This is a genomic window from Moorena sp. SIO4E2, from assembly GCF_010671945.1.
Classification (GTDB): Bacteria; Cyanobacteriota; Cyanobacteriia; order Cyanobacteriales; family Coleofasciculaceae; genus Moorena; species Moorena producens.
This window is the reverse complement of sequence record NZ_JAAHIE010000036.1, coordinates 17,699-30,838: the sequence shown is the minus strand read 5'-3', so window position 1 is coordinate 30,838 and position 13,140 is coordinate 17,699. Positions and strand designations below refer to the sequence as shown.

The window sequence follows — 13,140 nt, the reverse complement described above, 5'->3', positions numbered from 1 at the left end:
CCAGCATTTAAGGCCGTAGGCCACGCTACGCGAACGGCTTTGTTTATCAGTACATATATTATAGCAATTTTATAATACCCTGTGCAAAATTCATCCCACACCTAATGCTACGCATTAGGTGTGGGATGAATTTTGCCGGACAGCTAAATTAATTTATTGCTGAGACTGGCTTTGGAGCCGTTGCTCAACCCTTGAACTTAACTGTTGAAGGTTGACCGTCAACGGTCAACCGTCAACCTTCAACCGTCAACAAAATTTCAAGCCAACTCGATATCTATTTGCTATTTTTGATTTTCAATCAGCACGGTACTGCTGATTTTTTCAATACGCTTGGGATCACCAATGATCAATGGTTTATGGGTTTGATTGCTACTCTTTTGGGTAAGGGCACCCCACTCGACAGACAGGCGTTGCAGTAGCTGATCCTGTTTTGCCCGAAATTCTAGGATATCGTTGCCACCATTAATGATGGCAAACCACACTAAACCGCGATCGCGTGTTGGGAGAAAACCAGCTAGAGCACTAACTTCTCTGAGAGTTCCGGTTTTAATCACAGCCCCTGGGGGAATGTTACGGTCGAGCATGGTCCCCTTAGTATCCCGTCCAGCTAGGGGGAAGACATCCCTAAGATTAAGCTGGTAAGGCTGTAAAAAGCGCTCAATAGCCATGAGCATAGCACAAGCAGCACGGGGGGAAATTCGATTCTCCATACCTAAACCAGAGCCATTAATCAACTGAATTTCGCTACCGGGTACACCAGCTGACCTAGCCGCCAACCGAGCGGTTGTCTGAGCACCGCCAATGGCTTGAGACAACATCTGAGATACGTCGTTGTTACTGTAGATGTTCATCTCTCTAAGAATATCTACCAGGGGCAAAGACTTGTGGAGTAACAGATATTCTTGCTTCGGAATGGGAGTATCAGATACGACTACATTACCAGCAATTTCTAATTGGGGTTTCTCGGTTCCTTTGGGCATGGCTTGATATTGGCGGAGAATCTGCCAAGACCAGCTGCTGGATTTTAAAGCTTGCAAGAGATGCCCACCAGCAATTTCTGGGTTGTCTTTATCATTCATAGTGAAATTGCCAATGATGACTAAATTCCCAGTGACCCGGCGGATTCCCAGTTGATTTAGACTATTACCCAATGCGATCGCTTCTTCCCACACAAAAAACGGGTCGCTACCACCAGTAATTACCAAATCTCCCTGCAATACCCCATCTTTAACTATTCCGGTGGCACTGACTCTAGTTTCAAATTGATGAGCTGGTCCCCATTGCTGTAATGCCGCTAGACTAGTGGCAATTTTCGTGATTGAAGCTGCGGGTATTGGAACATTTCCCCGGTGGGTCGCCAGTCTAGTCAGTCCCGATTGAATCCATACTCCTTGCTTAACTGCTGAACCTTGAACACGCCATTTTTCTATGAATTCAGCCACAATCGCTTCAGCAGACGGGTCTGGTTCAGCTGGCAAGCTAAACAAGGAGGTATCCCGCCAAGCCATCAGTTGAGCTTGATCAAGGTTGATCGGTTGCAGAATTCTCCAAAGTTTCACAGATATAACGACAAACGCACCGGCCAGCATCCCAGCAGCAAGTTGTTTTAGCATTCACTACACCACATTTGTTTCTTGAGGCTGCTCTATTTTAGATACTGAATGCTGCTACTGTTAAGTCCTAATCAATGATTCTCAGGAAGTTTCCGGTTTGTCGTAGGGTTTATCTGGTATAATTGTCTTAACAGCCACAGAAGCTTGAGATTTGGGAGTCTGCTGATCAAGACGACCTAAGCAATAATCGAGCTAAGAGCAATTGTTGTATCAAACAACAGTTAAGTTGTTCTGTAGTAAATGCATTGGCTGTAAGCAAAAGCGCTTTTGGGATTTTCAGGCAAAGCCAACACAGATACCTCCTCGTCAATTGTTAATTGACGTGCTATACACGGATTCCGGCTATGGGGCGGAATTACCGGGTTAAATGTATCTGAACAGTTCTGTTGAGAACATGTCACCATGCAAGTCTTTCGGGTCCCAAATCTCAAGTTAAACAGATCACATTGTTTACTATTCCAGGTAATGGTTCTGGTAAGATGTGGAAGGTTTCTATAAACTTTGAGCAATGGCATCGACTGGCGCACGAATCGCAATAGACGCTATGGGCGGGGATTATGCCCCCCATGAAATAGTTGCTGGAGCTATTAGAGCACAAGCTGAGTTAGGGGTAGAGGTATTGTTGGTAGGGGATCCTGAGCAAATCAGATCCTCTATTGCCCAACACCACGGATCAAGTCAGATAGAAATTGTAGCTGCTGATGGTGTCGTTGCCATGGGTGAAGAACCCTTGGTGAGCTTGAAGCGTAAGCCCAACGCTTCTATTAACGTAGCCATGGACTTAGTCAAGGAAGGACGTGCTGACGCTGTAGTCTGTGCTGGGCACTCTGGGGCAGCCATGGCAGCGGCTCTATTGCGCTTAGGGCGTCTGCCAGGGATTGACCGTCCCGCAATTGGCGCAGTGTTTCCTACCATCATGGCTGGCAAGCCAGTGATTATAATGGACGTGGGGGCAATTGTGGATTGTCGCCCTAAATATCTAGAGCAGTTTGCCATCATGGGGTCAGTATATAGCAAGTATGTCTTGGGCATGGAAGAGCCTAAGGTGGGTCTGCTAAACATTGGTGAGGAAGAGTGTAAAGGCAATGATTTGGCCATCCGCACTCATCAACTGCTACGAAAGAATTCCAGAATAAACTTTATTGGCAATGCTGAGGGTAGAGATGTACTCTCAGGTCAGTTTGATGTAATTGTGTGCGATGGCTTTGTGGGCAATATACTGCTCAAGTTTGCCGAAGCAGTAGGGGAGGTGATGCTGCAAATTATCCGAGAAGAACTGCCTCAAGGGATACAAGGTCAGCTAGGTACAGCGTTGTTAAAACCCAACTTGAAGCGGATTAAGCAGCGTATGGATCATGCCGAACATGGCGGTGCTCTACTCTTGGGGGTGGCAGGAATTTGTATTATTAGTCACGGTAGCTCCCAAGCCCCATCGATTTTTAACGCCATTCGGTTGGCTCAAGAAGCCATTGATCACCGAGTACTAGAGCGGATTAAAGCTAATCACTTCAAAAAGTCTAAGAAATCAGTGGCTACTAATTCCAGCAGTGAGGAGTAAGGCATGATCGACTGATCAGCATTTCAAGGCTACCATTAGCGCAACTGTTTTTTTGTTGACGGTTGACCGTTGGCGGTTGAAAGTTTATGGTTAACCGTTAACCTTAAGAGTGTCAAGCATGGGGACTAAACTTTGACTAGCTGATCAAGTCTCGTGTTAGAATTCCTTAGCGGAATTGCCCACCGTATTAGGGTGGCGATCGATAACGGTAATTACAAGAGGGTTCCGTGATAATGGCAGATTGTTAGCTTGAGCGTCCCACAAGCCTCACAACATAGTTGTTTAAGGCTTGTGTGCTATAGTTGAGTGTGGCATTGATGGCAAGATTGACCAATCACCAGTCTTTCCGCCTTCTCCCTAAGCAGCGAACTTGGGAAGAGAAAAACATGGGATGCAACTGATGGAGAATAGCCTTGAATCAACTAGGAACAGGCATTGCTATTACCGGAAGCGGTTCCGCAGCGTCAGAGGTTACCCTCGATAACCATCAACTAAGCCAAATGGTTGATACATCGGATGAGTGGATTACCACCCGTACCGGAATTCGGCAAAGGCATCTGGTGCATGCACAAGGGAGTCTAAGTGAGATGGCTACTGGGGCAGCAAGGAATGCGATCGCTATGGCTGGAATTGCTCCTGATGACCTAGATATGATTATCCTAGCCACCTCAACCCCGGATGATCTGTTTGGCAGTGCTAATCAAGTTCAGGCACTCCTGGGAGCATCAAAAGCAGTTGCCTTTGATATAACCGCAGCCTGCTCAGGGTTCGTCTTTGGACTGGCTACAGCGTCCCAATTTATCCGCACTGGCGTTTACCAAAATGTCTTACTAATTGGTGCCGATATTCTCTCAAGGTGGGTGGATTGGTCAGACCGAAGTACTTGTGTACTATTTGGAGATGGTGCTGGGGCTGTAGTTTTGCAGGGAAATCAATCCGATCGCTTACTGGGATTTGCACTGTGTAGTGATGGTACCCAAAATAGCTGTCTTCAGTTAGCCTATAAATCACAACAGCAGGAAATTGTCAAGGGTTTGACTGTTGGTAAAGGGACTTATCAGCCCATTACCATGAGTGGCAAAGAGGTTTATCGCTTTGCAGTGCAAAAGGTACCAGAAGTGATTGAAAAAGCATTATTCCGAGCCGATCTCAGCACTGAACAGGTGGATTGGCTGGTCTTGCATCAAGCTAATCAGCGGATTCTGGATGCAGTTGCCCAACGTCTGAAGATTCCTAAGCACAAGGTTCTAAGTAATCTCGCTCAATATGGTAATACGTCAGCGGCTTCTATACCTATAGTGTTGGATGAAGCAGTGCGGCTTGAGAAAATTAAATCAGGAGATATTATAGCTACCTCCGGCTTTGGTGCAGGATTGACTTGGGGAGCAGCGGTTTTTAAGTGGGGAAGGTAATTGAATTACTCCAGCACCATCCTGCTGACCAAGTTAATCATTCTTGACGGTTAACAATCAACAGTCAACCGCCAACGACTAACTTTTCACTGATTACTGATAACTTAAACTATAGAGTGAGGCTTTTCCAAACCATGAGCCTCCATCAGCTCCTGATTAGCCATCACCTGTTGAGGAGGACCGTCAGCAATAATTTGCCCTTCGTCAAGTAGCAAAACGCGATCGCATACTTCTAAAATCAGTTCTAGGTCATGGGAGGAAATCAGTATTGTCTCCTGGGACCCTTTCAAAAAGCTAATCAAGCGACGCCGGGAACGAAGGTCAAGATTCGCACTGGGTTCATCGTAAAGCACTAGGGATGGACCCATGGCTAAAACCCCTGCGATCGCTACCATACACTTCTGACCCCCAGACAGGTTGTGGGGAACTCGAGCCGCTAAGTGTTCCACACCCGTCAGGGATAGGGCTTCTTGAACTCGCTGTTCAACCTCAACCGTTGGTAACCCCATATTCTCTGGTCCAAAGGCTACGTCATCCCAGACCGAAGGGGAAAATAACTGGTCATCGGGATTCTGAAACACCAGACCAATTTCTGGGCGAAACTCACCCGCTACCACAGGTTTGCCAAATAACAGCATCACTCTTGCCCTAGTTGGTTTTAAAATGCCACAGATGGTCAGAAATAGGGTAGTTTTACCAGCACCATTCGGACCAATTAAACCCACCCGTTCTCCTGGCTTAATGGTGAGATTGATATTGCGTAAACTATCCGGTTGGTCTGGGTAAGAAAAATACAGACTATCAATGGCAAGGGCGTAGTGTAAGGAAGTAGGTGACTGATAGGGTTCAATGTAATCTTCTCGGTAAAAAAATTCTTGTTGTTGCTGGGTCACGGTAAAAGTCTGAAGGATGAAGTCTGTTCGCGTAGCGTGGCCGAAAGGCCAAGAATGAAGTCGTTTCGCCTGATAGCGTTCGGTGTAGGCTAGGATAAATTCAGCAGCCATATTAATTACGGCTAATCACTTATAGTCGGGGTGAGGGAATTGTGTTAAGTGTTAATTTAATTATTAATTTTATTTAATTTAAATTAACAAAACCCCAACCCAAACCCTAAACTTATAAGTCGTTAACCGGAATCAATATTACCTTGATTTGATTACCATTAATTAGTTATCATTGATTAGTCTTAATTCCCTTCGATCATGCTTCTGTTAACAGAATTTCGGCGATCACAAATCCTACTGAAATCAAGCTAGTCAGTCCCAAAGCAATGTAGTGGTGGAAACTAGCAGTGTTTGTACTAGACCCCATACGCTTTCCCCTAGGAAGGGGTAATGAAAAGCTCTGTGTTCTAGTCTCTCTTGTCACACCAGAACTTTCAGAAACCATAAATTGAGAGGTGTTACTATACCCTCGTAAAATCATCGCTTTATAGACTTGCTGGGATTGCTGGTAACTGCGCACCAAAAGTGTTCCGGTTAGGGAAGCTAAAAGTCTCAGGTTACGGTAAGTACGGGCGAAGGATTCCAGTAGCGAAGCAACTGGGTGACCTCCAAATTCCTGCCATGAAAGCTTTGGTCCTTTGGCACGAAAACCTCGCAGCTGCATTGCCCGCTTCATTTTAGCTAGGTCGTTACTAAATTGCTCAATATAGCGGTAAGACAACAGAGTCATATCCGCTAGCAGTGATGGCAGACCAAGCGATCGCATAGCTTTGATGTTGGTCAAAAAGGGTGCGGTGCCAAATAAAATCACACTAATGGTGAGAATACATAGGAAACGGGTGGCAATCAGCACTAGGGTTAGCAGTCCTTCCTGTCGCAGAGCGATTGGACCAAGGTGGATGATCACGGTAGTGCCTACTGTGAAGGGGAGTAGCAGTGTAATCCCTAACAGAAAAAATCCCGGATAGCGCAACCGATTCAACAGAAAGGACAGTGGCAGGCGAGAGACTCGATAAAAAATTAGGGTCAGAGCCACCATCGGTGGTAGCACTATCAAATGCTGTACAAAGGAAAACGCGAAAATTAGGGTTAATAGGGCAATTAGCTTAGCACGAGGTTCCCAACTGTGGATGGGGGAGTCCAAGTGAGCGTAGGCATCAAGTCCATGTTTCATTTAGTCATTTATGATTGTTATTGGTGATTGCTAATTGGGTCTAATCAACATAGGAGCCATAGATTCTATCGCTCCACTTCACCCTTGATACTTCATACTTGATACTTCATACTTGATACTTCACCCTTCATCCTTCATATTTTCTCCATGACCTATGACTCAGTTAGGATCAATCCCTAAGCTAATCAGAATTTAAATTCACTCATACAGTGTATTGGGGGAAAAACGTCAATACCTCTTCCCATGCCCCCATGCCCCCATATTCCCATCAGCTCAGATCGGCACATGAGATTCGCCCAAATTAGATTAGTCCACAAGTGATCACGAGGATATGAGCAAGCACTATATCATCAAAGTGCTGTGCTTTTGTCTTAAACACGTTTAGCCTTTCTTTTTTAACTATACACAAATAAATATGAAATCAAAATCTATCCCTTTTGCCTCTAGCATGCATGCATGCATGCCTTGTCAACACCCACGGTTTATGAGACTTATGCAAGAGGTGTAATAATTAAATTATATATAGTGTAATTAGAGCCTCCAATATTCAGTTAGTTATATAGTTTTTTATAAGTTACAAAAGTTTATCAAAATAGTTACAAAAGTTTATATAAAACTGTAGAAAAATTAGGTTTTTGGATTGATTAACCAAGTGAGAGGTGTTCCGGATTAAATCATCTCGCATAAATACAACGCCTTATAGTCAATCTAAAATTCCAAATCAGGATTATAGAATGCTAACCACCAAAGATGTAAGCAGCAACGATCTCGATAAGTCCTTAAACTTTTACGTAACTGATCAACACAACCCTTTAATAGGTGACTCCAAAATCTCTAGGACTATTATCTTTATTGACTCAGGGGTTGATGATTATCAGAGTTTAGTTAATGGTACGGTACCGGAAAGTGACGTAATTGTCCTGGAATCTACACAGGATGGCGTGGCACAAATTACCAAGGCTCTGCAAGGACGCACTGATATTTCTGCTATTCACATCGTTTCTCACGGTTCACCGGGGTGTTTGTATTTAGGGAATAGCCAACTTAGTCTAGATACTTTAAACCATTACCTCCCTCAATTAAAAACTTGGTCAACGACTGATTCAGCCACTCCTATTCTCCTCTACGGCTGCAATGTTGCTGGTGGAGATGCTGGTACAGAATTTTTGGAACGACTACACCAAATAACTGGTACTGACATTGCGGCTTCTGCGAACCGCACGGGTAATGCTGCCTTGGGTGGTGATTGGAATCTAGAATGTTGTACGGGTCAGATTGGTGTAGATTCAGCATTTTTGCCAGAATTGATGCAGGTATATCAAGGAGTTTTTGCTGTGTCCTTTAGCAACGCTAACAACTTTCCAGTAGGAACTAGTCCTGCTGCTATTGCCACCGGAGACTTTGATGGTGATGGTGATTTGGATTTGGTAACAGCTAACTCAGACTCTGATAACGTCTCGGTGCTGTTAAATAATGGCGCAGGAAGCTATAGCTTAAGTGGGAACTTTGCCGTAGGAAATTTGCCCGTTGACATTGCTGTGGGAGACTTCAACAAAGATGGTAACCTGGATTTGGTGACCGCAGACTTTGGTACTCCTTTTACATCCTCTACGGATAACACGGTCTCAGTCTTGCTAGGAAATGGCAATGGCACCTTTGGTTCTGCCACCCAAGTCAACGAAGGGGATATTCCTCTATCCGTGGCCGTGGGGGACTTCAACCGCGATCAAAATTTGGATATAGCCGTAGGAAGATTTTCCTCACCAGGTATAGTCTCGGTGTTGTTCGGAAATGGGACGGGGAGCTTTCCATTTACTAACGACGTTACAACCGGGGTTAGTGGATTTTCTACCTCTGTGGGGGACTTCAACAACGATGGTAACCTGGATATAGTGACAGGAAGTGGCAGTAACGAAGTCTCGCTGCTGTTAGGGAACGGGACAACAACCTTTCAGCCTAGTATATCGATTCCAACAGGTGTGTCTTTTGCTGCTCCTGATGCTGTGGGAGACTTCAACAAAGATGGCAATCTGGACTTAGTGATAGGAAGTGGTTCTGGTGCTGAGAACGAAATCGCAGTGTTGTTGGGGAATGGAAATGGTAGCTTTGGTTCTCCCATGCCATTTACAACGGGTGGAGGTTCTGAAGTCGCCGTGGGGGATTTCAATAGTGATGGCAACTTGGACATTGCTGCAGCAAGTGATGATCAAGTCTCACTGCTATTAGGGAATGGTGCAGGAGGCTTTACCCCTTCTGGTCAGTTTGATGTGGGCAGTAATCCCTCTTCCATCACCGTAGGGGATTTCAACGGCGATGGTAAACCAGACATTGCGACGGCCAACTCTGGCTCCAACAACGTCTCAGTATTGCTCAACACTACCTCCTCTTCCATGTTTGCTCTAGGTTCAACAACTCAAGTAGGGGACTTTCGAAACGATACTGACTACTTAGTCGCTGATGTAAATGGGGATGGTGAATCTGATCTCGTTGAACTTTGGAATAATAACAATAAGTTTTTTGCTGCCACTTGGATTAGTAATGGTAGCGGAGGATTTAACCTCGGCAATAATACAGCAGTAGGGGACTTTCGAAACGATACTGACTACTTAGTCGCTGATGTAAATGGGGATGGTGAATCTGATCTCGTTGAACTTTGGAATAATAACAATAAGTTCTTTGCGGCGACTTGGATTAGTAATGGTAGCGGAGGATTTAACCTCGGCAGTAATACAGAAGTAGGGGACTTTCGAAACGATACTGACTACTTAGTCGCTGATGTAAATGGGGATGGTGACTCTGATCTCGTTGAACTTTGGAATAATAACAATAAGTTTTTTGCGGCGACTTGGATTAGTAATGGTAGCGGTGGATTTAGCCTGGGCAGTAATACAGAAGTAGGGGACTTTCGAAACGATACTGACTACTTAGTCGCTGATGTAAATGGGGATGGTGACTCTGATCTAATCGAGGTTTGGAATAATAACAATAATTTCTTTGCTGCCACTTGGATTAGTAATGGTAGCGGTGGATTTAGCCTGGGCAGTAATACACAAGTAGGAGACTTTCGAGATGATACTGATTACTTAGTCGCTGACGTAAATGGGGATGGTGACTCTGATCTAATCGAGGTTTGGAATAATAACAATAATTTCTTTGCTGCCACTTGGATTAGTAATGGTAGCGGTGGATTTAGCCTGGGCAGTAATACACAAGTAGGAGAATTTCGAGATGATACTGATTACTTAGTCGCTGACGTAAATGGGGATGGTGACTCTGATCTAATCGAGGTTTGGAATGATAACAATAATTTCTTTGCTGCCACTTGGATTAGTAATGGTAGCGGAGGATTTAGCCTGGGCAGTAATACACAAGTAGGGGACTTTCGAAATGATACTGATTACTTAGTTACCGATTTAAATGGTGATAATAAGTCTGATATAGTTGAACTTTGGAATAATAACAATAATTTCTTTGCTACTAGTTGGTTAAACATTGCTTAAACACTGTTTAAACACTAACCTAGTTCGGTAGTGTCTATGGAGAAGTAGCTGAATTAATCAAATAATCCTCTGATAGATACCAGAGGATTATTTGATACCTAATTAGGTATTTAGTGGGTAAAACACCTCTTCAGCAGCGTCTCCCAGCATAGCATAAATTTCTTCGGCTGATACTTAAGTTAACAGATAATTTTCCTCTAGTTCAGCCGAATATAGAGCTGAGATTTTCATCCTAACCATTGATAATAGTTATCGATGGTTTACTGGATTGAAATTATCATAGTTATGCTATTGATGAGGCTGCTAATCTTGATGCTGAGCACTCTTTAACAACAACCTTAACTTCACCATTTGGAGCGACAGTTGTTGTTACTGTTCTTCCGCCGATAATCCCGTTGATATTCTGCTCATCAAGTTCAGTCATTAAGCTTTCAGAAACAGGTGAAATAGCGAGGTCAGAGATTGTAATGTTAGCCATTCGCAAATTTTATATTCAGTCAAGTTGTCTTGTTTAGGATTAGAGGTTTTATTGCCTCATTCCATGACTATCATCTCGAATTTATTCCAGGATTTCAAGGGGTTAATCAATTAAAAAAGTGACAAAAATAATTCAGTTATATCTTGGTTGATTGTAATATATATACTAGGTTATTTAGAGGTTTTATTGCCTTATACCATGACTATAATCTGGGATTTATTCCAGGATTTCAAGGGGGTAATCAAGGAAAAAAGTGACAAAAGGAATTCAGTTGTGTCTTGGTCAATTTTAAAAATACCCCTACTAGTGGGTCAAGTCAGGACAACTATTACGTAAACTTGACGAAATCTCTAGGTTTTTATAACTAAAATTAAATTAGTTATACTTTTTTTGCTTCTGCGTTGCTCCCTTGAAAGCTAGACCTGAGCAAACGTCATAAAACAATTCCACCCAAGATTTATCTTGGGTGGAATCAGAATCAGTACTAGAGTTAAAAGGATAGGGCTGAAGGGGTGACAAGGGATTTGAAAAGTAGGCAGGACCGGTGCGATCGCATTCTTATTCCCTACACCTTGCCCCATTACTATTGTTCTGACTCCTCATCCCCCCACTCCCCCCACTTCCTCCATTACTCTCACTTCTCCCTAAAAGTACTTAATCCCTAGTGCCTGATTATCTTCATCCAAAAATTAAATCAAACTTTACACAAACACTATAAAATTCGACCAAAATCTAAAATTCGATAAAAATCATCCAAAAAATTGACAAAATCATCCAAAAATTGCCCAAAATCATCCAAAAAGTCCACAATACTAAGTAAATTTGACTATTAAAACCAACATAAAAGCCAACATCCACCCTCGATCATCAAAACAATGAGTTAAAGACTTTTTAGTTACAGATATGTCAGGACATCAGTCGAAACCTGATCTTGAGGGTGCATGTACTAGTACAGGTAAATATTTAACAGCGTTTCAGCGCAAACTGCTACAAAAAAGTCTACGATCCGACTTACCTTAATGGCGGTGGGGTTAGGGCTGCTGATATTTAGCCTGTTTCGAGTGGCAATGATGGGGTTGCGGCAATATCTACTAGACCATACGGCTAATAAAGTAGATGCAGCACTGATTGTAGGATTTATTCGCCATACACTGCGGTTGCCTCTCTCGTTTTTCGAGTCCCGCTATGTTGGTGACATCATATCACGGGTTCAGGAAAACCGCAAGATTGAGCAGTTCCTTACCGGTGAGGCGCTATCAATTCTGCTGGATTTACTAACGGTATTTATCTATGTAGGATTGATGGTTTGGTACAGCTGGAAAATGGCATTATTGGCCTTAGTGATTGTGCCGCCATTCTTATTGCTAGCGTTGATTGCGAGTAAGCATTCAGCCGTCAGCTATCAGCTATCAGCTATCAGCGAGTAGGCGCTTTAATTGCACTGGGTCGGATCAGTAAAACGAGCAGGGATGTCAACCAGCCATACTCGTTCGTAAGCTTGTTTACTATCTCCCCTTGATTAGTTAATTAGCTGACGGCTGACGGCTGATAGCTGAATGCTTACGATTGCGACTCCGTTTTTACGTAGGATTTCCCGGGAAATATTTCAATCGATGGCTAAGGAAAATAGTTATCTAATTGAAGCGCTTTCCGGTGTAAGTACCGTTAAATCCACAGCAGTAGAACAAACAGTACGTTGGCATTGGGAGGAGTTATTAAATAAGGAAATTAAGACAAGTTTTGATGGGCAAGTTATCAGCAATCGGCTGCAAATTTTCAGTAATGCTATTGAAGCCGTAGTAACCACAAGCCTGCTGTGGTATGGAGCGTGGTTAGTGATTCAGAATCAGTTAACCATTGGACAATTAGTGGCCTTCAATATGCTGCTAGGAAATATTATTACTCCCTTCCAGCGGTTAACCGTGTTATGGAATCAATTCCAGGAAGTAGTAATTGCTATGGAACGGATTAATGATGTGTTGGATGCCGAACCAGAGGAGGATTTACTGAATCAAGCCCGTCAATCGTTACCATCAATTCAGGGTCACATTGCCTTTGATAACGTTACCTTTCGCTATCACCCAGAGAGTGATTTAAATGTACTGGAAAATCTTTCCTTTGAAGTGAAACCAGGACAAATGGTAGCCCTAGTGGGACGCAGTGGTTCAGGGAAAACGACGATTTCTAAATTAGTGTTGGGATTGTATCCACCCACAGATGGGAAAGTATTGATTGATGGCCTTGATATTACCAGTCTGTCCTTAGGGTCTTTGCGATCGCAAGTGGGAGTAGTAGACCAAGATACGTTTTTGTTTGGTGGAACCATTCGGGAAAATATTAGCTTAGGTCATCCTGCCGCTAGTTTAGAAGAGATTATAGAAGCAGCACGATTAGCAGGTGCTGATGAGTTTATTAAAAATTTACCTATGGGGTATGAAACCCAGATAGGAGAAGGGGGAGG

Annotated in this window: 8 protein-coding genes and 2 pseudogenes; 6 read left to right on the top strand and 4 right to left on the bottom strand. The window is 43.5% G+C overall.

Annotated elements, in window-relative coordinates; all coding sequences use genetic code 11:
* Nucleotides 1-281: 281 nt before the first annotated feature.
* Nucleotides 282-1,613, bottom strand: coding sequence for a D-alanyl-D-alanine carboxypeptidase (locus F6K37_RS07040; protein ID WP_287249148.1), 1,332 nt, complete (start codon nucleotides 1,611-1,613; stop codon nucleotides 282-284).
* A 508-nt stretch (nucleotides 1,614-2,121) separates the two neighbouring features.
* On the opposite strand from F6K37_RS07040, the gene plsX reads away from it, so the two are divergent.
* Entirely contained in the window at nucleotides 2,122-3,171 is a 1,050-nt protein-coding gene (plsX, locus tag F6K37_RS07035; RefSeq protein WP_071986850.1) for a phosphate acyltransferase PlsX, read from the top strand.
* Nucleotides 3,172-3,584: 413 nt separating this feature from the next.
* Nucleotides 3,585-4,583 carry a beta-ketoacyl-ACP synthase III gene (locus F6K37_RS07030; RefSeq protein ID WP_008182122.1) on the top strand — a complete coding sequence of 333 codons (999 nt, stop codon included), beginning with the start codon at nucleotides 3,585-3,587 and terminating at the stop codon, nucleotides 4,581-4,583.
* Nucleotides 4,584-4,687: 104 nt separating this feature from the next.
* Here the strand turns inward: F6K37_RS07030 and F6K37_RS07025 are convergent, their stop codons facing one another.
* On the bottom strand, nucleotides 4,688-5,587 hold the full coding sequence (locus tag F6K37_RS07025; protein WP_008182120.1) for an energy-coupling factor ABC transporter ATP-binding protein: 900 nt from the start codon (nucleotides 5,585-5,587) through the stop codon (nucleotides 4,688-4,690).
* A 196-nt stretch (nucleotides 5,588-5,783) separates the two neighbouring features.
* Nucleotides 5,784-6,701, bottom strand: a complete 918-nt coding sequence (gene cbiQ / locus F6K37_RS07020) for a cobalt ECF transporter T component CbiQ (protein WP_008182118.1) — start codon at nucleotides 6,699-6,701, stop codon at nucleotides 5,784-5,786.
* Between the two features lie 734 nt (nucleotides 6,702-7,435).
* Here cbiQ and F6K37_RS07015 point away from each other — a divergent pair.
* Entirely contained in the window at nucleotides 7,436-10,201 is a 2,766-nt protein-coding gene (locus tag F6K37_RS07015; protein WP_287249143.1) for an FG-GAP-like repeat-containing protein, read from the top strand.
* A 283-nt stretch (nucleotides 10,202-10,484) separates the two neighbouring features.
* On the opposite strand, the gene F6K37_RS07010 is transcribed toward F6K37_RS07015, so the two are convergent.
* On the bottom strand, nucleotides 10,485-10,679 hold the full coding sequence (locus tag F6K37_RS07010) for a hypothetical protein (protein ID WP_287249141.1): 195 nt from the start codon (nucleotides 10,677-10,679) through the stop codon (nucleotides 10,485-10,487).
* 524 nt (nucleotides 10,680-11,203) lie between these two features.
* Between F6K37_RS07010 and F6K37_RS07005 the strand changes: the two genes are divergently transcribed.
* The 3 genes and pseudogenes from F6K37_RS07005 to F6K37_RS06995 all read left to right on the top strand — a co-directional run.
* Nucleotides 11,204-11,344, top strand: coding sequence for a hypothetical protein (locus F6K37_RS07005; RefSeq protein WP_154659743.1), 141 nt, complete (start codon nucleotides 11,204-11,206; stop codon nucleotides 11,342-11,344).
* A 345-nt stretch (nucleotides 11,345-11,689) separates the two neighbouring features.
* Nucleotides 11,690-12,052, top strand: a pseudogene (locus tag F6K37_RS07000) (ABC transporter transmembrane domain-containing protein); the annotation flags it as partial.
* A 192-nt stretch (nucleotides 12,053-12,244) separates the two neighbouring features.
* Nucleotides 12,245-13,140, top strand: a pseudogene (locus tag F6K37_RS06995) (peptidase domain-containing ABC transporter); the annotation flags it as partial.

Coding starts and splice junctions, on each gene's coding strand:
- F6K37_RS07040 (WP_287249148.1), bottom strand. CDS start 1,613: ATGCTAAAACAACTTGCTGCTGGGATGCTGGCCGGTGCGTTTGTCGTT.
- plsX (WP_071986850.1), top strand. CDS start 2,122: ATGGCATCGACTGGCGCACGAATCGCAATAGACGCTATGGGCGGGGAT.
- F6K37_RS07025 (WP_008182120.1), bottom strand. CDS start 5,587: ATGGCTGCTGAATTTATCCTAGCCTACACCGAACGCTATCAGGCGAAA.
- cbiQ (WP_008182118.1), bottom strand. CDS start 6,701: ATGAAACATGGACTTGATGCCTACGCTCACTTGGACTCCCCCATCCAC.
- F6K37_RS07015 (WP_287249143.1), top strand. CDS start 7,436: ATGCTAACCACCAAAGATGTAAGCAGCAACGATCTCGATAAGTCCTTA.
- F6K37_RS07010 (WP_287249141.1), bottom strand. CDS start 10,679: ATGGCTAACATTACAATCTCTGACCTCGCTATTTCACCTGTTTCTGAA.